The sequence below is a fragment of the Pseudomonas sp. NFACC56-3 genome (assembly GCF_900100025.1).
Taxonomy (GTDB): domain Bacteria; phylum Pseudomonadota; class Gammaproteobacteria; order Pseudomonadales; family Pseudomonadaceae; genus Aquipseudomonas; species Aquipseudomonas fluorescens_AA.
In genome coordinates this window covers 1-22,588 of record NZ_FMTK01000027.1, presented here as the reverse complement: position 1 = coordinate 22,588, position 22,588 = coordinate 1, and the positions used below count along the sequence as shown (strand labels likewise).

Below are 22,588 nucleotides of genomic sequence, written 5' to 3'. Positions count from 1 at the left end.
AGAGCTGGTCATTTCGCCGTTCATATCGTTGCACTACGTGGATATTTGATCTACCGTAGATGAATATTCCACGCCTGTCGGTGTTCGTCATGCCCGTCATCACAGAAATCGTAACGCTGCCTTCGCCTGCGCCCGGAAGCCAGCATCAACTAATCAAGCATCGATTCACAGGCGGGAGCGGCGGGCGTAGCGCCTATGTTCAGGCCGGCCTGCACGCCGACGAACATCCCGGATTGCTGGTGGTGCAGCATTTGTTACAGCGCTTGCAGAGGTTGGAACAAGAGCAGCGCATTCTTGGGGATATTGTGATTTGCCCTTTCGCAAACCCTGTCGGATTAGGACAAAACGTATTCGGTTATGTGACCGGGCGCTTTAATCTGGCTAACGGGGAAAACTTCAACCGCAACTTCCCAGATGCCACCCAGGCACTAGCGGAAATCGTTTCGCCACTCACCGGGCAGCGTTCTGACAGAGCACAACTCAAGGACCTGCTCGGTCAATCGCTAAGCAGCCTTGCGTTACGGGAATGCGTGGCAAGCGGCAAGCGAGCCCTGCTCCAAGAAGCGTTCAAACACGATCTGGTGCTTGACCTGCACTGCGACACCGCTGCCGTGATGCACCTCTATTGCATCAACGACCAACGCAAACGCGCTGTCGACCTCGCGGCGTGCATGAACATCGGGACAGTGTTCCTAGAGGATGAAGCGGGCGGCCAGCCGTTCGACGAGGCGTACAACAAGCCCTGGGGAATGCTCGTCGAAAATGGCTTGGCCTCTCCAGAGCAGAGGGGCTTTGCGGCGAGCATCGAGCTGCGCGGACAGGCGGATGTCGATGACGAGCTGGCACGGGAAGACGCCGAAGGCATCTTGCGCTTCCTGGCTCTCGAGGGCCTGTTGGCGATGGAGGTGCCAGAGCCGGACGTGCATCGGGTAGAGGTGTATCCGCTGGAGGGCGCATCGCATTTACAGGCAAACGGCAACGGCCTGCTCGTGTGGAAAAAACGTCTTGGCGAAGCTGTGAGCCGCGATGAGCTGATCGCCGAAATTGTGCCGCTTGATGCGCCCTTGGGCACACCACGAATTGCGGTGAATAGCGATGTCGATGGCGTCGTGATTGTGCAACCTCTTTTCAAGCTGGTCCGCGCAGGACAGCGCGTTGCCTTGCTCGCCAGCAAGACCCCCCTTCCGCACCGTCAACCAGGCAAGCTGCTGCAGCACTTCTAATCAAATATTCAATCAGGACGTCTCATGGCAATCGATAATCAAACCTTCGCCGAGCTGTTCGGCGCCATCCAGCAGGCCCACACGGAGCTACGTCCTGGGGTTGCCGTAACTCCGCTGACCTATAGCCCGCGTCTGTCAGACTTGAGCGGAGTCGAGCTGTACCTCAAGTGTGAGCACCTGCAACACACGGGCTCGTTCAAATTCCGCGGTGCCAGCAATAAGGTCCGTTTGCTGACCCAACAGCAGCGCCAGCAAGGCGTAATCACCGCGTCTTCCGGCAACCATGGCCAAGGTGTGGCACTGGCGGGCAAGGCCGCCGGTGTGTCAGTCACAGTGTATGCAACCACCACGGCTTCGGCGTTGAAGCTGGATGCGATCCGCGCTCTGGGTGCCGATGTCGTCACCCTCGATACCGATCCGCTGAGTGTCGAACTGGAAGCCGCGCGCCAGGCGGAGCGTCAGGGCACGTTGTTCGTCTCGCCGTATAACGACCTGCAAATCATCGCGGGCCAAGGCACGATCGGCATGGAAATTCACGAACAGTTGCCGGAAGTCGATGCTGTGTTCGTAGCGGTCGGTGGCGGCGGTATGGTGTCGGGCATCGGCACGGCGCTCAAGCACCTGAGCCCGAAGGTCGAGATCGTTGGCTGCTGGCCGGAAAACGCCCCGACGATGGAACGTTCCCTGGCCGCCGGCGAAATCATCGAAATGGATGAACTGGACACGCTCTCCGATGGCACGGCAGGCGGCATCGAGCCTGGCAGCATCACCTTCCCCCTGTGCCAGCGCGTCATCGATCGCACAGTGCTGGTCAGTGAAGACGACATCCGCGCCGCCCTGAAAGCGGTTGCGCGCTATGAGCGCTGGATCATCGAAGGCGCAGCCGGAGTCGCACTTGCCGGGGCCCTGAAACTAGCTGGCGATTATCAAGGCAAACGGATCGCCGTGGTCCTGTGCGGCCGCAACATCCTTCTCGAAAAATTCGTCGGAGCCATCCAGTGAACGTTTATAGCCAACAACAGATCATCAGCGCATTGAACCTGACCGAGGCGGCCCAACAGGTCGCGCAAGGGTTCGTCGCTTTTTCAAAGGGCAAGGTCAAAGTCCCACCGGTACAGAATTTCGTTTTCCCGCAAGCCAACGGCGATTGCTGTATCAAATCGGCCTGGGTCGAGGGTGAAGACACGTTCACGGTGAAGATTTCCACCGGCTTCTATGACAACCCTTCCAAAGGGCTGGAAAGCAACGATGGTCTGATGCTGGTGCTGTCCGCTCAGACCGGGCAGCCTCTGGCGTTGTTACAGGACGGTGGCTGGCTCACCTGCATCCGCACCGCCCTCGCCGGGCAAATCGCCGCGAAAGCATTGGCGCCATCGAACATTCAGGCAATCGGCATCGTCGGCACCGGCATGCAGGCACGCATGCAACTGGAGCAGTTGACGGCCGTCACAGATTGCCGCGACGTCATCGTCTGGGGGCGCAGGCAATCTGAACTGGATGCCTATCGCGACTTTGCAGAGGCCTTGGGGTTTGGTGTGGAAACGACGCTGAACGCTCAGCAGCTCGCGCTCAAGGCCAATCTGATCGTCACCACTACACCTTCTCGTGAGCCACTGCTCAAGAGCGAGTGGATTCGCCCAGGGACACATATCACCGCCGTGGGTGCGGATACTTTGGGCAAACAGGAGCTGGATCCGGCATTGGTTGGCCGCGCTGATGTCATCGTCGTGGACTCGATCGCACAGTGCAGCCAGTACGGAGAAATTTCTCATGCGCTTAAAACCGGGCTGATCGACAAGGAACAGCTGCTGGAGCTCGGCCAGGTGTTGGCGGGTGACGTAAGCGGGCGCACCAACGATCAGCAAATCACCATCGTCGATCTCACCGGTGTCGCGGTACAGGATGCACAGATATCCCGCTGCGCACTGGAGTCCTGCGCCCAAGCGTGAGGGCCTGACTTTCAATCGCTTTACTGCCACTGCAACAGGCGTTCCGGCTCGGGTCGGGACGCTCATCGACCTTCTTTAACGGGCGACTTGCCGGAGATCTGGATCATGACTGTAAAGCCGTTGTTGCGTTGGACTACCCTCTCACTCGTTTGTGCATTTGTCGCTCCGGCGACATTCGCCCAGGACACCCTCAGGATCGGTATCGAAGCGGCGTATCCTCCTTTCGCTTCGAAAGCCGCCGATGGCCAGATCGTCGGCTTCGATTACGACATCGGCAACGCGCTTTGCAAGCAGATGGAGGTCAAGTGCGAATGGGTCGAGCAGGAGTTCGATGGCCTGATTCCCTCGCTGAAAGTGCGCAAGATCGACGCGATTCTGTCCTCGATGACCATCACTGAAGACCGCAAGAAATCGGTGGATTTCACTGACAAGTATTACCAGAGCGCAAGTCGCATCGCGATGAAGAAAGGCTTTGCCCTGAGCAGCAACTTCAGCGAACTGAAGGGCAAGCGCATTGGCGTGCAGCGGTCCAGCACCCATGACCGCTTCGCCACTGAAGTGCTGGTGCCCACAGGCGCAGAAGTTGTGCGTTATGCCACGCTGAACGAGGCGTATCTCGATCTGTTGGCAGGTCGTCTGGATGCGGTACAGGGCGATGACGTCGCTGTGCAGTTGGGCTTTCTCGATACCGACAATGGCAAGGGCTACGCCTTTGTGGGGGAGCCATTGCGCGATCCGAAATACTTCGGTGATGGCGTGGGCATTGCTGTGCGCAAAAATGATCAGAACCTGGTAAGCCGTTTTAATAGCGCGATTACCGCGCTCAGGGTTAGTGGCGAGTATCAGAAGATTGATCAGAAGTACTTCAGCTTCGATATCTATGGGCAGTGATCGGCGCTGAGACATCGGGAGCGGACTTGTTCGCTCCCATCCCTCCGCCTCTCGATCAGGCGTCCCGGAACGCTTTGACGTATTTGTAGACGGTTGCGCGCCCCATGTTCAGGACGTTGGCAACATAATCGTGGGCGCTTCTACCGTCGAAAGCCCCTTCGTGAAACAGGGCCTCGATCAGGTCGCGTTTATGGGCCCGAGTCAGGCTGTTGAGCGCCAGGTGTCTGTCCTGCAGCCAGCGGTGCAGGAATGTGTTGATACGCTCTTGCCAGTCGTCACGAAACAGCGCTTCGGGCTGGGTGACCATTCGACTGGCCTGGAAGAACAGATTCAGCGCATCCCGCGCCTGCTCCAGTACTGAATAGTTGAGGTTGATACACAGCGCCACTTCGGGCTTACCTTGACCGTCCAGCAGGACACTGGTGATAGACCTTACGCGCTGGCCATCCCAATTGAGTTTTTCGTAAGGGCCCAAGCTCAATTGCTGGCTCAGATCGCCACCGACCTCTTCCAACGCCGAGTCGTCGCCGATCTTGCGCTTGGAGATATTGTTGGCGATGTGCACGACCGTTTGCGTCGCCAAATCGTGCAGCACCACCTCTGCATGTGGAAACAGCAAAGTGGCCATGCTGTCGGCGATGGTCTTGTAGTTGATCAGGCGGCTGGCGAAGGCGTCGCGCGTTGGGCTCATGTCGGGTCCGATTGTCAGAATGCGTACCATCATAAACGAATCATAGGTAAAACCGGAGTGAGTGGATGTGGACTTATTGGCGCGATGACTTCGCCGAATACGGCGCCTGGTCAGGCGATGACACACCGGTGTCTGGCGTGCATTTCCATGATGAACATCAACTCACCTTCGTGATCAGCGGATGTCGATTCTTTCGCATCGGTGGCGAGCGCATCCATGTTCCGGCGGGTTCCTGCCTGTACATCCCCGCAGGCTGTCCTCACGCCAGCCTGTCGGAAGTGCAGCCTGGGACACGTTGCCTGAATCTCTACATCAGCGACCTCGAACTAGGCGCTCAACCGCATGTGCTCACCTTTCGCCCCGGTGCCGACACGTACACCAGCGCTATTGGTGCGCTCTTTCATGCTAACGATGCGATTATCCCAGCAGAACCAAACATTGCCCGATTGGCTGCAAAAGCCGGCCTGAGTCGCGAAGCATTCACCCGCAAGTTCACTCGACAGTTCGGTATACCGCCTCACGCCCATAGTGTCGTGGCCCGCTTGAACGATGCCCGTCGCCAGCTCCGGTCTGGAGCGGCACTGGCGGATGTCGCAGCCGCCTGCGGCTTCTGCGATCAAACCCATTTGGCGCGGCATTTTTTCCGGGTGTTCGGCACGACTCCTGGGGCTTACCGGAAAAGCCTCGGCCGGTCACAAACGTACGAGAGATGAGTCCGGCCATCACGGTATCTTCCCCGACTGCAGAGGAGTCGGGAATGAATCAAATATTGTTGCTGTTCTGCGCCGGCATTGTCGGCGGAGTGGTCAATGCCGTAGCCGGGGGGGCGACGTTGATCACCTTTCCGATCATGCTGATGGGCGGATTGCCTCCGGTGCTGGCCAATGCCACCAACGCAGTTGCCATCGCACCAGGGCACTGGCTTGCGGCACTGGCCGACAGGCGCAAGATGCCGCCTATGGATAGGCAACTGATCGGGTCATTGGTCGTTGCCTTCTGTGCGGCCATGGTCGGCGCAGTCCTGCTGCTCGCGCTGCCGAGCGAAGCTTTCATGTTGCCGGTACCGGCGTTGATCGGCTTCGCCACTGCTCTCTTCGCGGTGGCGCCGATGCTCGGCCGATGGTCGATGCATCGGCGTGCATCCATTTCCTCGAAAGGCGCGTTGCCCGCGCTGATACTGAGCTCACTGTACGGCGGCTTTTTCGGCGCAGGCCTCGGCATCCTGCTGTCCTCCGTCATTGCGTTGAGCGAGCCGCAGGACATCCGCAAAATCAAGGTCCTGAAGAATCTCATTGCAGGCAGCGTGAGCCTGGCGGCGGTCTTGGTGTTCATCGTCAAGGGCGCCGTGATTTGGGCCGCAGCCCTACCAATGCTCCTTGGCGCGCTGCTCGGCGGCTATGCAGGGGGCCACCTGACCCGCTGGTTGCCAGGCTGGCTGGTACGCGCAGTCGTAATCGGAACAGGCGCGCTCATGACCGTTTTTTACGCTTGCCATTATTGGTTCTAGACCATCGCGGCTGGGCGAATCCGGTTCGTCGGCTCGAGCTTTATGTTGCCGATCCACACGCTCAGTCCAATCGATTGCTCTAACGATACCAATTGTTATGGACACATCAGTCAATAACAGCTATTTTTCTTGACATGGCTAGACCTACACAATTTGACCGCGACGTTGTATTGCAGCGAGCCAGCAGGATTTTCGCCCAGCATGGGTACGAGGGTACGTCGACCGAGGACCTGTTGAAGGCGATGGGGGTGGGCCGGCAGAGCCTTTATAACGCCTTTGGCGACAAGTGGCAGTTGTATCTCGAAGTGCTCCGTCAATATACGAGCGAGAGCGTGGGTGACCAGCTCCGCACGCTGAACTCGGTAGCATCACCAGTCGACGGGATCAAGGCGCTGCTCCTGCGTATGGTGAATGATGCTGCTTCCGACCCCGCGCCCTCCTGCCTAGGGATAAGTGCGATTTGCGAATTCGGAAGAGCGAATTCGGAAGTGGCCATGATCTCCGACATTGCATCGCGAACGCTGGCAGCCGCGATTTCGGCACGCGTGACCGAGGCACAGCGCGCCGGAACGTTATCTAAATCCACCCGGCCAGATGATTTGGCTAGTTTTATCCTAGCAACATTGTCTGGCATCAAGGTGGCGGCGCGCGCCGGCGCATCCCGGGCAACGCTTGAGGGAATCGCAAAGACAGCTTTGCGTTGCATCAGCTAGTATTTTTTTGACCTGATGTGGACTGAATGGTCAAGTATTAGTGGCTCTAAAGGAAACGTCAATGAACGCGATCCAGCTATTTCAACATGGTGGACCTGAGCAGCTCGTCTGGCGCAACGTGCCCACGGGAGAACCACGCGCAGGAGAGGTTCTTGTTCGGACGACAGCTGTCGGCGTGAACTTCATGGATATCGGCGTACGAAACGGCCAACTTTGGCGGGATCAGCCGTTGCCTTTGATTCCTGGCGTAGAAGGCGTAGGTGAGGTGATAGCCCTTGGCGAAGGTGTGCAATCGCTGACTATGGGCGAGCGTGTTGCATGGGTGTACGCGCAAGCAAGCTATGCGGAGCACGTCATTGTCCCGGCTGATTCGCTCGTATCCGTGCCCGCGTCGATTCCAGACGACACTGCGGCAGGCTTAATGATGCAAGGCGTCACTGCCCATCACTTCGCCACCCGGTTTTACGCAGTCAAACCGGGCGACGTCGCACTCGTGCACGCAGCGGCCGGCGGCGTAGGTTTGCTGCTCACCCAGATGATCAAGCTGCGTGGCGGACGGGTGATCGCACGTGTCTCGTCGGCTGACAAGGAAGCCATAGCACGGGCAGCTGGAGCGGACGACGTGATAGTGTCGTCGGATGGCCGGTTTGTCGATGAAGTAATGCGGCTGACCGCGAACGAAGGTGTCAATGTCGTCTACGACGGCTCTGGTGCCGCGACCTTCCAAGATTCCATGGGGTCACTTCGCCACCATGGCGTGCTGGCATACTACGGCCCTGTCCTCGGTAGCCCGCCATCGATCAACATCGCGGCGCTACCGCGAAGCATCATGATCGGATTTCCAAAGTTCAGCGATCACATCGCGACCCGCGACACGTTGTTGACGTGCGTGAACGAACTGTTCGAATGGGTCGGCAGTGAGCGTCTGAAGGTGACGATCGGCCAGCGCTACCCCCTTAGAGAGGCGGCTCGTGCGCATATCGACCTTCAATCACGACGCAGCACGGGAAAGCTGTTGCTGATTCCATGAGGCGTGTTCAGTAGCATGAATGCGTCCTTGGCGTTCTAGGTCACAGTGCTCGGGGCGGATGCTCATCTTTAGAGGGCGCGGCCATCCGGCTTTGTGTCCTGAATCTACCCGGGCTCTGTCCCGACCAGCGCTTGAAGGCGATGCTGAACGCGGTGTCGGACTGATAGCCGATGCGTTCGGCAATGTCGACTAACGATTCCTCCGAGTGGCGAAGTGCTGTACGCGCGACAGTCATCCGCCACTGGTTGAGGTAGTCCAGCGGCGGGTTTCCGACCAGTCGACGGAAATGCGTGGAGAAGGCGGTTCTTGACATATTCGCCACGGACGCCAATTGATCAACCGTCCAGCGTTCGCCTGGACGACCATGCATCAGCGACAAGACCTTGCCGATGCGCGGATCGGCAAGTGCCCCAAGCCACCCCGGCGGTGATGGCGTGACCTTCAGATAGGCTCGCAATACATTCACCAGTACCAGGGCGGCCAGACTGCTCTGTGCCACTTCTGCGCCCGGTTGCATCTCACTCACCTCGTCCTTGAGCAGGTCGAGTAGCAGGGAAAGCGCAGTGGTGCCCGCATCGTTCCTGCGTAGGTGAATGATTGGTGGCAGGTGCCGAAGAAGAATTTCATTGACATCATCCTCGAAAGTGAAGCGACCGCTGGCCAGGCTGACGGCGGGGTAGTGTTCTGCGCAGTCGCCTTGATACCGGACGACCCCGTCATTGCTACGGATGGAGCGATAGACCTGTGGTCCATCGAGCGGGGATCGCGATGGATCACTGGCGGAGCAGAACGGCTGCCCGCTCGTCAGCATATAAAAATCGCCTTCTTCGAGTGTCATCGGCGGCCGGGCGTCCTCGATCCACAGATGGAAACGACCTGCCAGCACACCGCCGAACTTGATGTGTGAATAAGCAGGAAAGCGGAAGGCCCAAGCCCCGCGCCCTTCGAAGCGGGAAGACAGCGTGCTGCTTACCCGAAATATCGACAACACATCTGAAAGTGCGTCCATTTGTACGATCGATTAGAAAATAGGTCGTTTTGATTATACAAAACCGGGCTTGGGGCGGCGACTATTAGGTATGCGCTCGTCAGGACGGTGCAAACAACGCACCACTGCACGTCCGCGTTGCGCAGGAATCTGCGCTCATTCGTGGTCAACCGGCGCTTGTACTGCCGGTTATCCCACGACGACCTGCGGCAATCTTTCGCTCGAACAACTGGAGTAACTCTCATGAAGGCCTGGCAACTGGATGGACTGGGCGGGCCATTCCGTCTATGCGAACGATCTCAGCCGCAACCGCGGCCAGGTAGCGTTGTTGTGCACATGGAGGCCTCCGTGCTGATGTCCTACATGAAGGACTACGTCGAGGGGAAGCTACCGGTCTATCGCGCGCCCGAAATCCCGTTTATCCCCGGCGGTAACGGAGTGGGTGTGATTCAGGCCATTGGCGAGAACGTGTGGCACTTGAAGGTCGGTCAGCGGGTGGTGATTTCGTCGCATCTCGTCGCCCACGAAAACGTGCGAGATCCGGGTCAAATTCTGGTCGGTGTAACGGCTCAAGGACCGATCGGTCGGCATATGCAACAGGATTGGCCGGACGGAACCCTCAGCGAATATGCGGTGGTTCCCGCGAGCCTTGTGACGTCCGTTGACGGTTTGGAGCAGCTCGATGCGGCCCAGCTCGCCGTGACCATGCGACATGTTGTGCCCTATGGGGGCTTGCTTCGCGGTCGCCTTGCCGCGGGCGAGACCTTGCTCGTCTCCGGTGCGACTGGCGCCTACGGGGGTGCCGGGGCACTGCTGGGTCTGGCGATGGGAGCTGCTCGCGTGATTGCACTGGGGCGCGATCGCAGGAAGCTGGACAAGCTCGCGGCAGTAGCCGACAAGCGCCTGACTACGCTGGTGGCGACGGGTGACATGGCGAGCGATGTCGAACGGATTCATTCGCTCACGGGTGGCGGTGTGGATATGGCTCTCGACATGGTCGGGGGCGCGACTGATGCCGGCGCGACCTTGACTGCATTACGCAGCTTGGTTGACGGTGGCCGGCTGGTGCTCATGGGCAGCATGGCAGTGCCTTTGCCGTTGCCTTATACCGAGGTCATGCTCCACGCCTGGGAAGTGATAGGCAACTTCATGTATTCACGCGATGCGTATCGGCGCCTGCTGGAACTGATTCGTAGTGGTCTGCTTGATATCTCCGCGATTCGGCCGCGCGTGTTTTCGATAAGAGATCTACCAGAAGCAATGGAAGCAGCGCGCCGAGCAAGTGGCCTCGAATGTGTCGTCATCAATCACAGGAAATAAGGAAATGAACCATGCATCTACTTCATCATGCTTTTCGGCTGTACATAGAGCCCAGCGAGTTGGAAGTCACTGTTGCGTTCTACGAGCAGCTGCAAGACAAGAAGTGCGAACGGCGTCTCTCGTTCGCGGAGCGTGGAATTGAGGTTGCCGTGGTCGGAGCATTCGTTTTGCTCGCTGGCAGCGAAGCAGCGTTAGCGCCAGTGCGCATATCGACGGCGCTGCTCATGGTTGATTCGCTCGATGAAACTCTTGACTGGTTGCGAACGCAAGGCACCACCGTGATACACGAGCCGCAGCAGGCGCCGGAAGGGCGTAACGCTACCGTGCGGCATCGCGATGGGCTGGTGGTCGAGTACTACCAGGCAACGACGGCCACTTAAAATCGGAGGCGTTACCGTGCAATATGCCGCGCTCGGCCGAACCGGTGTGTTGGTGTCAAGGTGCTGGCAACAAAGCTCAATGGGCGCATGGGGCCAGGCGCCACGACGTGGGCAGTCTCGCCTTCACCTGAGCCTCTTACGAAGATTACCGCTGATGCCAACCTTCAGGAGTTCGCCCTCGTCAGTGATGATCTGATAAAGGGCCTGGGGTCGTAGGCACAGCTGTTTCGGCATCAGAGAAGCGAATTCCAGGAGCCAAGCACCACCCCGGCGCACTACGCACGAATCAATGCACAATCTGCATAAGCGGCGGAAATTGGTTCGATTATCCACGAACCAATCCTCTTTAATCCCCTGAACCAACCCGACGAACCCTGACTTATTGGGCCCCGCCGCCGCTGCTCCTGAGTAATAGCTAAGCACATAGCGCTAATCCCGAGGCGAACCAATTTCAATTGGCATCGCGCTTGCACTTACCCTTTTGCCTCGATCTCCTGCCTACAGTCAGCTCGGAGCCTTTTTTTATACTCTTGGCGCGAGCACCACGATGCAAAGGTTCGACCCTGACACCCCCATCGACAACACTTCGAAACTAGCGCTGGATGCCTTGCGGCAGATGGTCGCGCAACATGCTGCTTTCCCACACCGGGCATTGCCGACCGAGCGGGACCTGGCCGCCGATTTTGGCCTCAGTCGCCGGGCCATCCGGCGGGCGCTGTCGGTGCTGGAAGCCGAAGGGCAGATCTGGCGGCGTCAGGGCAAAGGAACCTTCGTCGGCCCTACTCCACCCAGTGCGGCCATGAGCTTTGCCCGGTTGTCCGGGCGGACTAACTTCAGCGAGGTTATGGAAGCGCGCCTGCATCTGGAGCCGGCACTGGCATCCCTGGCGGCGGTTCGAGCCAACGGCGACCAGATAGCCATTTTGCGCCGCCTTGCCGAACGCACCCGACACCAACAGGCCGCCGAGCCTGCCGATGCCGAGGGCATTGAGCTGTGGGACAGCGCCCTGCATCGCGGGATCGCCGAGGCCGCAGGTAACCGCCTGATGCTGGATATCTTTGAAATGCTCGATGCGATCCGGCTCGACCCGGCCTGGCGTGACCTGCGTCAGCGGGCTCGCAACGCCGACCGCCTCGACACCTACAGCCACGACCACAACGACATTGTTGACGCTATCGAAAACCGTGATCCGGTCAAGGCCGCCACGGCCATGCGTGGCCATTTGCGCGCGCTGCAACAGGCGCTGGACAACGTCATCAATCAAGACCTGGAGGCAAGTTTATGAGCACCACAACTCAGGCCACCGACACGGTATTGAGTGTCAGCAACTTGACCGTGTGCTTTGCAGGTGCACCCGCCAATGTCGTGGACGGCGTCTCGTTCTCGGTCCAGCGCGGCAAGACCCTGGCCATCGTCGGAGAGTCCGGATGTGGTAAAAGCGTTACGTCCATGGCGCTGATGGGCTTGCTGCCCGACACCGCCAAGATCGCCGCCCGTACGTCCGCCCTGCTCGATGAAGCCTTGCTAGGCATGCCCGACGAGCGCTTGCTGGATGTGCGCGGCAACCGCATGGCGATGATTTTCCAAGAGCCCATGACCTCCTTGAACCCGGTCTTCACCATTGGCGAGCAGATCGCCGAAAGCGTGATCCGCCATCAGGGTCTGTCGGCCAAGGACGCCCGTCAGCGCGCCCTGCAAATGCTCGAAAAGGTCCGCGTGCCTGACGCCGCGCAACGCCTGGACGCCTACCCCCATGAACTGTCCGGCGGCATGCGGCAGCGGGTAATGATTGCCATGGCCCTGGCCAACGATCCGGCGCTGATCATTGCCGACGAACCCACCACCGCGCTGGACGTGACCATTCAGGCGCAGATCCTGTCGCTGATCGCCAATCTGCAGGCTGAAACCGGCACGGCCATGATCCTGATCACCCATGATCTGGGCGTGGTCGCCGAAGTCGCTGACGACGTGATGGTGATGTACGCCGGGCGAGTGGTGGAAAGCGGCCCGGTAAAAACCCTGTTCGATGACCCGCAGCACCCGTACACCATCGGCCTGATGGGTTCGATGCCATCGATTGGCCCGCGTGAAGGTCGTCTGGCAACCATCAATGGTCGCGTCCCGACGCCTGCGCAAATGCCCACCGGTTGCCGATTCGCCGGGCGCTGCCCTTTTGTGATTCAGGCATGTCGCGAGGCGCGCCCGCCGCTGCTTGAGCTTTCCCCCGGACATTTCGCTGCGTGCATTCGTGCGCCACTGGAACAGCATATGGGGGTCAGCGCGTGAGCCTTTCTGAACGCCAAATAGTTAAGCGTGCAAGCCCTGAGATCATTCTCGAAAGCATCGACCTGAGCAAACACTTCGGGGTGGAAAGCGGCTTGTTCCAGCGCAAGAAGCCGCCGGTGCAAGCGGTCAATCAGGTCAATCTGTCGGTGCGCAAAGGGGAGACCCTGGCGCTGGTGGGCGAGTCCGGCTCGGGTAAATCAACCCTCGGCCGTCTGCTGCTCAACCTGCTCAAACCTACGGCGGGCGACGTCATTTATGAAGGCCGTAACCTGGCCAATCTGACCCCGGAAAAGCTGCGCCAGGTGCGGCGGGATTTGCAGATCATCTTTCAGGATCCGTTTGCCTCGCTCAATCCGCGCATGACTGTGGAATCCATCGTCGGTGAGCCTATCTGGCTGCACAGCGATGCCAGCCGCAGCGACCGCCAGGCCAAAGTCGCCGAGTTGCTGCGCACCGTGGGCCTGGCGCCCGAGCACGGCGGCCGCCACCCTCACGAGTTCTCCGGTGGCCAGCGTCAGCGCATCGGCATTGCGAGGGCCCTGGCGTCTGACCCGCGTTTGATTCTGGGTGACGAACCCGTGTCCGCGCTGGACGTTTCGGTGCAGGCGCAAGTCGTCAACCTGCTGGAAGACCTCAAGCATCAATTCGGTCTGACCCTGGTGATTGTCGCCCACGGCCTGGCCGTGATCCGCCACATGAGCGACCGGGTAGCCGTGATGTACTTGGGGGAAATCGTCGAACTGGCGCCGGTCAACGACCTGTTTGAAACCCCTCTACACCCTTACACCCAGGCGCTTATGGCCGCCGTGCCGGTCAGCCACCCGGACCTGCGCCGGCCGCGCCCATTGCTGGGCGGCGACATGCCGAGCCCGAGTCGCCCGCCATCGGGTTGCCGCTTCCATACCCGCTGCCCGCACGCCCGGGCGCTGTGCAAAGAAGTGGTGCCGGTAATGGAAACCGTCGAGGCCGAGCGTCAGGTGGCGTGCCACTTCTGGCGTGAAATCGCCAATGCCGGTGCAGGCACCCTGATTTTGCCGACACCCAGCGCTGCCTACACCCAGCGCCTGAATCTGTTCAAGAACCATCAATCCTTTGCAGTGGAGAGCCAGCCATGAAAATTGCACGCGTCATGACAGGAACCTTGTTATTGCTGGCCGCCAACGCCGCCTTTGCCGAGTCCACCCTGCGCATCGGCATTCAGGACGATCCTGATGGGCTCGACCCGCATCGTTCGCGTACCTATTCGGGCCGTCTGGTCTATACCGCACTGTGCGACAAGCTGGTGGATGTGAACCCGGACCTGACCTTCGCCCCACAACTGGCCACTGCCTGGAACTGGAGCGAAGACGGCAAGACCCTGACCATGACTCTGCGCGAAGGCGTGACTTACCACGACGGCGAAGCGTTCGATGCTGCCTCGGTGAAGTTCAACCTGGACCGCGCTCGCACCCTGCCCGACTCCCTGCGCAAGAGCGAGCTGGCCTCGGTGGACAGCGTTGAAGTGATCGACGCCAAAACCGTCGCCATCAAACTCAAGCAAGCGGACGCCACCCTGGTCTCCCAACTCTCGGACCGTGCCGGAATGATGCTTGCGCCGAAGGCCGCCCAGGGTGAGTTCGCCTCCAAACCGGTGTGCTCCGGCCCTTACAAATTCGTCCAGCGCGTGCAGCAGGATCGCATTGTGCTGGAGCGCTTCGACAACTATTGGAACAAGCAGGCTTATCACTTCGACAAGGTGATTTTCCTACCGATTCCGGACACCTCGGTGCGTCTGGCCAACCTGCGTTCCGGCGACCTGGACATCATCGAACGGGTTGCCCCCACCGACGTAAAAACCGCCAAGGCGGACAGCAAGCTGGCGGTCTATAACACGCCAGGGCTTGGCTACATGCAGTTGATGTTCAACATTAACAACGGCGAAAAGGCCAACTCGCCGATGGGCAAAGACAAGCGCGTGCGCAAGGCATTCGAGCTTTCCATCGACCGTGATGCGATCAACCAGGTGGTGTTCGAAGGCCTGTATGCGCCGAGCGCCCAGCCGTTTCCGAAAAACAGCCCGTACTACGACAAGGATCTGCCGATCCCGACCCGCGATGTGGAAAAGAGCAAGACCTTGCTGGCCGAAGCAGGCGTGAAGCTGCCACTGGCAGTGGACCTGAAAGTCGCCAACAACCCTATCGCACAACAGGTCGGGCAGATCATTCAGGCCATGGCTGAAGAAGCGGGTTTCAAGGTCAATCTGATTGCCACTGAATACGCCACCATGCTTAGCGAACAGCAAAGCGGCAACTTCCAGATCGGCATGAGCGCCTGGTCGGGCCGTCCTGATCCGGATGGCGACATTCACCAGTTCGTGACCTGCAAGGGCGGCCAGAACGACGGCAAATACTGCAACGCCAAACTCGACGAGCTGTTGGACAAGGCCCGCACTGTCAACGATGTTGCCCAGCGCCAGGCCCTGTACAACGAAGCCCTGCGTTTGCTGGCTGACGAAGTGCCTACCGCGTACCTGTATTTCGATCCGCGAATCATGGCCATGCGTAACAACGTGACTGGTTTCGTGCCAAACCCGGATGGCCTGATTCGTCTGAACAACGTCGCGTTCAAGCCATGACTGTGAATGATCGCCGCAAAAACGAGGGGCCGGTATGCTGATGTTTATCCTGCGACGCCTGCTTGGTGCGATCCCGACACTGATCCTGGTTTCGCTCTTCGTCTTCACCCTGCAGAAACTGTTGCCAGGTGACCCGGTGCTGGCCATGGCTGGAGAAGAGCGCGATCCGGCGGTGATGGAATACCTGCGCGACAAGTATCGACTCAACGACCCGATCCCCGTGCAGTACCTGAGCTGGGTCAGCAACGTGCTGACCGGCGACTTCGGCACGTCGCTGCGCACCGAACAACCGGTGACCACGCTGTTGGCGTCCAAGTTGCCGGTGACCCTGGAGCTGGCAGTGCTGGCCTTGTTGATTGCACTGCTGATCGGCATTCCCACTGGAATTATCTCGGCCGTACGCAAAGGCACCGTCGTGGATTACGGGGCCAATGTCATCGCGCTGTCGGGGATCTCGATTCCGCACTTCTGGCTGGGGATCCTGCTGATCATGGTCTTCGCCGTGAAACTGCAATGGCTGCCAGCCTCGGGTTTCGTGCCCATGGGCGAGGACTTCGGGCAAAACCTGAAGACCTTGATCCTGCCGGCCTTCGTGCTCGGTGCAGGGTTGTCGGGGATTCTCATGCGCCATACCCGCAGCGCCATGCTTGAAGTGTTGCGCACCGACTACGTGCGCACCGCCCGGGCCAAGGGCCTGCGCCCACGCACGGTGATCCTCAAGCATGCCCTGCGCAATGCATTGATGCCTATTGTGACCCTGACAACCCTGCTGTTTGGTGAATTGCTCGGCGGCGCGGTGCTGACCGAGCAAGTCTTCAGCATACCTGGCTTCGGCAAGATGATTGTCGACGCCGTGTTCAATCGTGATTACGCCGTGGTGCAAGGCGTGGTGCTGTGCATCGCAATTGGCTTCCTGCTGCTAAACCTGCTCGCCGATGTGCTGTACCGGATGATTAATCCGCGTCTGAGGACTGCTTCATGACCGCTATTTCCAGCCTCCCTCATAGCATTATCGCCCCCCGCAGCCGCTCGCCGTTCGTGAAAAAATTCCTCGCCAACAAAGGCGCGGTACTCGGTGCGGCGGTGTTGCTGCTGTTTGTCCTGGCGGCCTTGCTGGCGCCCTGGATTGCGCCCCATGACCCGCTGAAAGCCAACTTTCTCGCGGTCCGCAAGGCACCATCGCTGATCTACTGGATGGGCACTGACGAACTGGGTCGCGATCTGTTTTCCCGTCTGCTCTGGGGCGCACGCAGTTCGTTGCTGGCCGGTGGCGTTTCGGTGGTCATCGCCATGGCCATCGGCGTGCCTTTGGGCCTGTTGGGCGGTTACTTCGGCGGCAAACTCGAAGCGGTGATATCCCGTGTCATGGAAGCGCTGTTGTCCTGCCCGTTTCTGGTATTGGCGATTGCGCTGGGCGCCTTCCTAGGCCCGAGCCTGACCAACGCAATGATCGCTATCGGCCTGTCAGCCATGCCGATCTTTGCCCGACTGACCCGTGGTCAGGTGCTGACCATCAAACACGAAGATTACCTGGAAGGTGCTCGTGCCATTGGCTTGCAGGATCGCTGGATCATCCTGCGCTACGTGCTGCCCAACGTGATGTCGCCATTGGTTGTGCAAGCCACTTTGACCATCGCCTCGGCGATTCTGGCTGAAGCCAGTCTGTCGTTCCTCGGTTTGGGCCAGCAACCGCCCTCGCCTTCCTGGGGATCGATGCTCAACACCGCGAAAAACTTTATGGAGCAGGCCCCCTGGATGTCGATTGCGCCTGGCGTGGCGATCTACATCACGGTCCTGTGTTTCAACCTGCTGGGGGATGGTTTGCGTGATGCGCTGGACCCCAAGGGCTAACTTTTTCTGCCAAAGAGAAACGCTAATGTTTGATGATCTGGATTACAGCCAACCCTACGCTTCGGCACGCTCGCCAGTGATGGGCAGTAACATGGTCGCCTGCTCCCAGCCATTGGCCGCCCAGGCCGGGCTGGACATGCTGCGCAAGGGCGGCAACGCCGTCGACGCGGCCATCGCAGCCGCCATGGTCCTGACCGTGGTCGAGCCCACCGGTTGCGGGATCGGCAGCGACGCTTTTGCTATCGTCTGGGACGGCAGCAAGTTGCAGGGCCTGAATGCTTCCGGTCGCGCACCGCAAGCCTGGACCCCTGAGTTTTTCGCCGGGCAGAGCAAGATGCCCCAGCGCGGCTGGCCAGCGGTGACGGTGCCGGGCGCGGTTTCGGCCTGGGTCGAGCTGTCCGAGCGTTACGGAAAACTGCCTTTCGCCACCCTGGCTGAACCGGCCATCGGCTATGCTCGGGATGGCTACCAAGTCACCCCGATCATAGCCCAGCTGTGGAAGCTCGGCGCTGAACTGCTCAAGGATCAGCCCGGTTTTGCCGAGTGCTTCCTGCCCGACGGCCAAGCACCACAGGCCGGGGAGAAAATCCGGCTCAAGGATCACGCCCGCACCCTGGAGCTGATCGCCCAAACCAAAGGCGAAGCGTTCTATCGCGGCGAACTGGCCCAAGCCATCATCGCCCATGCCAACGCCAATGGCAGCGTCATGAGCCTCGACGATCTGGCGACCCACACGGTGGACTGGATCGACACCTTGTCGGTGCCCTACGCCGGCGCCGTGGTTCATGAATTGCCACCTAATGGCCAGGGCATCGCTACCCTGTCCGGCCTGACGATGCTCGAAGCATTGGGCGTCGGCGAGCATCCCGTGGACAGTCTGGAAACCGTGCACCCAGTGTTGGAAGCCATGAAGCTGGCCCTTGCCGACCTGAACGAACACGTGGCGGATAACGACCACATGCGCGTGCCTTCCGAGCATCTGCTGGACAAAACCTACCTGATGGAGCGCGCCGGTCTCGTCACCGACAAGGCCGCCAATCCTGGGCATGGTTCGCCTAAACCGGGCGGCACCGTTTACCTGTCGGCGGCCGATAAAAGCGGCATGATGATCTCGTTCATCCAGTCCAATTACATGGGCTTCGGCTCAGGTGTCGTGGTGCCTGGCACCGGCATCAGCCTGCAAAACCGTGGCGCGGCCTTCTCCTTGGATCCGCAGCACGTCAACTACGTTACACCGCGCAAACGTCCGTTCCACACCATCATCCCCGGCTTTGTGATGAACGCCGACGGCACGCCGTTGATGTCCTTCGGCCTGATGGGCGGCCCGATGCAGGCACAGGGTCACTTGCAGATGATGATGCGCATCCTGCGCTACAAACAAAACCCGCAAGCCGCCGCAGACGCACCGCGCTGGAGGCTCGAATCTGGCCTGAAAGTCGCAGTGGAACGTGCATTCGACCCACAGGTGGTCGAAGCCTTACGTGCCAAAGGCCACGACATAGAAGTCGAAGAACCTAACGGCGTATTCGCCTTTGGCGGCGCGCAGATTATCCAGCGCACCACTCATGGTTATGTGGGTGGCACTGATCCCCGGAAGGATGGTCTGGTAGCCGCGTACTGAAAGTCCGCAGATCCTACGCGTAACTTAGTTGCGCGTAGGATTATTCTCTTAAAACCGCTAACTCTCATCCCACCGCAAGCTATTGCCAACATGCTTTCTCGCCTGGGACTCAGAGCTGTGGTGAGCTTGCATTGGGTTTTCCAGCTAACCCTTCTGAGGCACAAAAAAACACTCATCTGAGTGGCTTTTTTCTGAATCTTGGAGCGGGAAACGGGACTCAAATTTAATGACCCTACGAAATATGAGGCCTCCCATTATTTGTGAGAGTAGATAGTGATTCTAGACTTGTAGATCACGCTCGTTCCTAGGGATGGTCTGAAGTAGGCCGCTATTTTTCGACTGCTGAGCCATAAGCGCTTTCAAAAAACGGCAGCCGTTCAAAATCGATCAAGTCTGCCGCCTATTCCATCCATTTTTGCCGCTGCACGCGCCTCGCAGCAGCTATTTCCTTCATTAAGGACGCGCCCCTCCTGCGCTGGAGAGTAAATATCGACGCGCCATGGCAGCGACTAGATTGAACAAACCCCGCTGAAACGCCTCGGTCAGCCGAGCGAGATCGCCTCCGTCATCGCCTTCCTCTGCAGCGACGGCTCAAGCTTTATGACCGGTGAAGTGCTGCATGTGAACGGTGGGCTTTACATCGCTGGATGAATCGTACGTCCCTATATGCGAATCAAATGGGGGCGTCTGCTCAAAGGCGAATCCGTTCCTGGTGCTTTCCTGTCAGATGCTTCCTGAATAACCCTGTTCGCGGACAGGCCCCGCCAAGGTCACACACAAGGAAATCGACAAATCCTGTTTCAGCGAAACAAACGGTCTCCGTCTAAGTCGATTAGCAGGCTTTGTCTAGAACATGCTCCAGGGCGCTACGAAGTTGATCAAGTGCCTCTCCATCGTCCCATACGGCCTTTGCTTGCCGCCATGCGATGTAGCCATCCGGACGAACTAATATCGCCCCGGCCTCATGGATTTCACGGATTCGCTGCCAATCTAAGTACGGATCAGCGGTACCCGGCTCACCAGTCACCACTGCTCGAAGATACGGAACGTTCAATTCTCGAGCAGCTTTAACCCAAGCTTGGCCAGCCAGACCGGTGACCAGCGAGAATTTACCTTTACCCGTCACGTCGAGCGTTGAGACGCGCAGCCCGTTCCTATCTACTAACCACGCGTGAGGAATCTTGGCGCCAGGACGTGTCGTAGCTTGGAGATACAACTGTTTGTCGCGAGACCAAACCTCTTCGCCCGCCCTTTCGTCAGCGATAACTGCGTTGGATTCGTAGCGTTGATTCAACTCAACACCTTGGGCATTGAATTCGTAATCCTTGAGCTCAAGCGCTTTCTGAAGAAGCTGGCGAGTTTCAACCCCTTCTAAAGTCGGCGCGCGCATCCTTTCGAGCAGTTGCTCTATGCTGTCGACACCTTGATTCATACGAAAGCATTCTTTAAAGAGGGCATAATCGGCGCGAGACTGATTGGCCCTCAGAACGATCTGCTTACCAACCGGTGCACGCTCTAGAGAGTAAGAATCGAGCAGTGCCTCGCCTGCATAGCCTTTCAACACGAAGGCGAGTTTCCAAGCGAGATTGAAGCCATCTTGCAAAGATGTATTCGATCCCAGACCGCTGGATGGCGGATGTCGGTGCACTGCATCACCACCGCAATGCACACGACCTTTAGAGTAGTGGGTCGCGTATGCCTGGTTCACATACCAAGTCGAGTTTTTCTCGATTTCAACTTCAAGATTAGGGTCCCCCACGAGGGCACGGATACGCTGCAGCACATACTCCGGAGAGAAATCAGGCCCCTTGGACATGTCGAAACCCCAACCGGCAATCCACTGATTCCACGGCCGTACAGCACGCAAGAGACCCAAACCGATCTCGCCAAAACCAGCAACTGGATTCGCGATCCAATGGAGCACGCTCGGGCGATGTTCAACGTAATGACTTAGATCTGCATTGAAGATCACGTAAGCCGTACCGGCACGCGCCATCTCACCTTCGATAGGAAGGCGGATGTGCGCAGCGACTTTAGAATTGGCTCCGTCCGCTCCAACCAAATAACGAGCGCGTACAGTGTATTCACGCGCAGTCAAAACGTCCTTAAGCGTGACGGTTACCCCGCCATCATCTTGGACATGGCTCAGGTATTCGGTATTGAAAGAGAATTGTGCTCCTCGCTCAGCTGCATGTTGGACCAAGATCGGCTCCATCAGGGGCTGCGTAATATCTGCCATGGGGCACGGGCTTCCCTTGATGTAGTCACCTTTGCGTGCCTCCCCGGATCCCCAAGTTCGCAATCGCGCGATTTCCTCACCCGCCAGGCTTGTAGTGATCAGCGTGTCGCCCATCTGCTCCCAGAGAGTTGCTTGCTTTCGGACAGCATCCTCAATATCAAGATCTCGCATGACTTCCATGGAGCGCTGGTTAGTAATGTGGGCGCGAGGTGAATTGGCTAAATAGTTAAACATAGTGATGGCGCGAACTCGAACACCATAAGTAGCAAGCGCCAGTGCTGTCGTGGCACCGGCAGGCCCAGTACCTACCACCAGGACATCGGTATCGAACTGCTTGGTAACATTCATTATTGTTATTTCCATGTTTCTTATGTTTTTGTCTGCGCCTCTCGCTATGGAGAAATGGCACCGATAGGTACGGCAATCAGTCGGCTACTAACTCCTTACTTACCCGCTCGCCAGCAGAGGACAAGTCGCAACGGGAAACTGCTGCAAACTGCGCAGCCAACACCGGCCGCTCTGACCGAGCCGCGTGGCTATGACTGAGCGCTACTCAACTGAACAGATGATGAGGATCGATCACAAATTTTTTCGGCACGCCCGCATCGAACTCGCCATAGCCTTTCGGCGCGTCGTCCAGGCTGATCACCTGTACGCCGACGATTTCCGCGATGTTGATACGGTCCCACATGATCGCCTGCATCAGTTGGCGGTTGTACTTCATCACCGGGGTCTGGCCGGTGTGGAAGCTGTGGGATTTGGCCCAGCCCAGGCCGAAGCGGATGCTCAGGCTGCCCATTTTCGCGGCGGCATCGACTGCGCCCGGATCTTCGGTGACGTAGAGGCCGGGGATGCCGATCTTGCCAGCGACGCGGACCACACCCATCAACGAGTTGAGCACGGTGGCCGGGGCTTCGTGCTTGACGCCGTCATGGCCATGGCCGCGGGCTTCGAAGCCTACTGCATCGACAGCACAGTCGACTTCAGGCTCGCCCAGCAGCGCAGCGATCTGTTCGTGCAACGGTGTATCGGTGGACAGGTCGGCGATTTCGAAACCCTGGGCCTTGGCGTGAGCCAGGCGGATCGGGTTGACGTCGCCGATGATCACCACCGCCGCGCCCAACAGGCGAGCGGAAGCGGCAGCCGCCAGGCCAACCGGACCGGCACCCGCGATGTAGACGGTGCTGCCAGGGCCAACCCCAGCAGTGACGGCGCCGTGGTAGCCGGTCGGCAGGATGTCGGACAGGCAGGTCAGGTCACGGATCTTCTCCATGGCCTTGTCGCG

The 22,588-nt window shown here is 58.9% G+C and carries 20 protein-coding genes and 2 pseudogenes; 18 read left to right on the top strand and 4 right to left on the bottom strand.

What is annotated here, in order from left to right; all coding sequences use genetic code 11:
• The first annotated feature begins 59 nt into the window (after positions 1-59).
• The 4 genes from BLO80_RS26105 (at position 60) to BLO80_RS26090 (ending at position 4,063) form a co-directional block, all read left to right on the top strand.
• Positions 60-1,223, top strand: coding sequence for a succinylglutamate desuccinylase/aspartoacylase family protein (locus BLO80_RS26105; RefSeq protein ID WP_256574246.1), 1,164 nt, complete (start codon positions 60-62; stop codon positions 1,221-1,223).
• A gap of 24 nt (positions 1,224-1,247) precedes the next feature.
• Positions 1,248-2,225, top strand: a complete 978-nt coding sequence (locus tag BLO80_RS26100) for a threonine/serine dehydratase (RefSeq protein ID WP_092332566.1) — start codon at positions 1,248-1,250, stop codon at positions 2,223-2,225.
• The gene (locus BLO80_RS26095; RefSeq protein WP_092332564.1) at positions 2,222-3,172 is read left to right on the top strand and encodes an ornithine cyclodeaminase family protein; all 951 of its coding nucleotides are present in this window, start codon (positions 2,222-2,224) and stop codon (positions 3,170-3,172) included. Before BLO80_RS26100 ends, BLO80_RS26095 begins: the two co-directional genes overlap by 4 nt.
• Before the next feature lie 105 nt (positions 3,173-3,277).
• Entirely contained in the window at positions 3,278-4,063 is a 786-nt protein-coding gene (locus BLO80_RS26090) for an ABC transporter substrate-binding protein (protein ID WP_092332562.1), read from the top strand.
• Positions 4,064-4,118: 55 nt separating this feature from the next.
• Here the strand turns inward: BLO80_RS26090 and BLO80_RS26085 are convergent, their stop codons facing one another.
• Complete coding sequence (locus BLO80_RS26085) at positions 4,119-4,754, bottom strand: helix-turn-helix transcriptional regulator (RefSeq protein ID WP_092332651.1); 636 nt, start codon at positions 4,752-4,754, stop codon at positions 4,119-4,121.
• A 65-nt stretch (positions 4,755-4,819) separates the two neighbouring features.
• Between BLO80_RS26085 and BLO80_RS26080 the strand changes: the two genes are divergently transcribed.
• The 4 genes from BLO80_RS26080 (at position 4,820) to BLO80_RS26065 (ending at position 8,004) form a co-directional block, all read left to right on the top strand.
• The gene (locus tag BLO80_RS26080; protein ID WP_092332560.1) at positions 4,820-5,467 is read left to right on the top strand and encodes an AraC family transcriptional regulator; all 648 of its coding nucleotides are present in this window, start codon (positions 4,820-4,822) and stop codon (positions 5,465-5,467) included.
• Between the two features lie 44 nt (positions 5,468-5,511).
• Positions 5,512-6,261 carry a sulfite exporter TauE/SafE family protein gene (locus BLO80_RS26075; RefSeq protein WP_092332558.1) on the top strand — a complete coding sequence of 250 codons (750 nt, stop codon included), beginning with the start codon at positions 5,512-5,514 and terminating at the stop codon, positions 6,259-6,261.
• A 134-nt stretch (positions 6,262-6,395) separates the two neighbouring features.
• A complete protein-coding gene (locus tag BLO80_RS26070) occupies positions 6,396-6,974 on the top strand; it encodes a TetR/AcrR family transcriptional regulator (RefSeq protein WP_092332556.1) in 579 nt (192 codons plus the stop codon).
• A 61-nt stretch (positions 6,975-7,035) separates the two neighbouring features.
• Positions 7,036-8,004, top strand: coding sequence for a quinone oxidoreductase family protein (locus BLO80_RS26065; RefSeq protein WP_092332554.1), 969 nt, complete (start codon positions 7,036-7,038; stop codon positions 8,002-8,004).
• 40 nt (positions 8,005-8,044) lie between these two features.
• On the opposite strand, the gene BLO80_RS26060 is transcribed toward BLO80_RS26065, so the two are convergent.
• Positions 8,045-9,013 carry an AraC family transcriptional regulator gene (locus tag BLO80_RS26060; RefSeq protein ID WP_092332552.1) on the bottom strand — a complete coding sequence of 323 codons (969 nt, stop codon included), beginning with the start codon at positions 9,011-9,013 and terminating at the stop codon, positions 8,045-8,047.
• 222 nt (positions 9,014-9,235) lie between these two features.
• Here BLO80_RS26060 and BLO80_RS26055 point away from each other — a divergent pair, with 222 nt between their 5' ends.
• The 10 genes and pseudogenes from BLO80_RS26055 to BLO80_RS26010 all read left to right on the top strand — a co-directional run.
• The gene (locus tag BLO80_RS26055; RefSeq protein ID WP_092332550.1) at positions 9,236-10,312 is read left to right on the top strand and encodes a zinc-binding dehydrogenase; all 1,077 of its coding nucleotides are present in this window, start codon (positions 9,236-9,238) and stop codon (positions 10,310-10,312) included.
• 11 nt (positions 10,313-10,323) lie between these two features.
• Entirely contained in the window at positions 10,324-10,692 is a 369-nt protein-coding gene (locus BLO80_RS26050; protein WP_092332548.1) for a VOC family protein, read from the top strand.
• Between the two features lie 547 nt (positions 10,693-11,239).
• Positions 11,240-11,977 (top strand): FadR/GntR family transcriptional regulator, encoded by a 738-nt coding sequence (locus tag BLO80_RS26045; protein WP_092332546.1) that lies wholly within the window; start codon positions 11,240-11,242, stop codon positions 11,975-11,977.
• Positions 11,974-12,978, top strand: coding sequence for an ABC transporter ATP-binding protein (locus BLO80_RS26040; RefSeq protein WP_092332544.1), 1,005 nt, complete (start codon positions 11,974-11,976; stop codon positions 12,976-12,978). The genes BLO80_RS26045 and BLO80_RS26040 overlap by 4 nt, the downstream gene beginning before the upstream one ends.
• Positions 12,975-14,093: an ABC transporter ATP-binding protein gene (locus tag BLO80_RS26035; RefSeq protein ID WP_092332542.1), complete on the top strand. Its 1,119-nt coding sequence runs from the start codon at positions 12,975-12,977 to the stop codon at positions 14,091-14,093. The genes BLO80_RS26040 and BLO80_RS26035 overlap by 4 nt, the downstream gene beginning before the upstream one ends.
• On the top strand, positions 14,090-15,592 hold the full coding sequence (locus BLO80_RS26030; RefSeq protein WP_092332540.1) for an ABC transporter substrate-binding protein: 1,503 nt from the start codon (positions 14,090-14,092) through the stop codon (positions 15,590-15,592). The genes BLO80_RS26035 and BLO80_RS26030 overlap by 4 nt, the downstream gene beginning before the upstream one ends.
• A gap of 34 nt (positions 15,593-15,626) precedes the next feature.
• Positions 15,627-16,574, top strand: coding sequence for an ABC transporter permease (locus BLO80_RS26025; protein WP_092332538.1), 948 nt, complete (start codon positions 15,627-15,629; stop codon positions 16,572-16,574).
• On the top strand, positions 16,571-17,443 hold the full coding sequence (locus BLO80_RS26020) for an ABC transporter permease (RefSeq protein ID WP_092332536.1): 873 nt from the start codon (positions 16,571-16,573) through the stop codon (positions 17,441-17,443). Before BLO80_RS26025 ends, BLO80_RS26020 begins: the two co-directional genes overlap by 4 nt.
• Positions 17,444-17,468: 25 nt before the next feature.
• Positions 17,469-19,064 carry a gamma-glutamyltransferase family protein gene (locus BLO80_RS26015; protein ID WP_175459552.1) on the top strand — a complete coding sequence of 532 codons (1,596 nt, stop codon included), beginning with the start codon at positions 17,469-17,471 and terminating at the stop codon, positions 19,062-19,064.
• 519 nt (positions 19,065-19,583) lie between these two features.
• A pseudogene (locus BLO80_RS26010) lies at positions 19,584-19,715 on the top strand (SDR family oxidoreductase); the annotation flags it as partial.
• 181 nt (positions 19,716-19,896) lie between these two features.
• Here the strand turns inward: BLO80_RS26010 and BLO80_RS26005 are convergent.
• Together BLO80_RS26005 and BLO80_RS26000 are read right to left on the bottom strand one after the other, a co-directional pair.
• Positions 19,897-21,651, bottom strand: coding sequence for an FAD-dependent monooxygenase (locus tag BLO80_RS26005; protein WP_092332532.1), 1,755 nt, complete (start codon positions 21,649-21,651; stop codon positions 19,897-19,899).
• A 205-nt stretch (positions 21,652-21,856) separates the two neighbouring features.
• Positions 21,857-22,588: pseudogene (locus tag BLO80_RS26000) on the bottom strand (zinc-binding dehydrogenase); the annotation flags it as partial.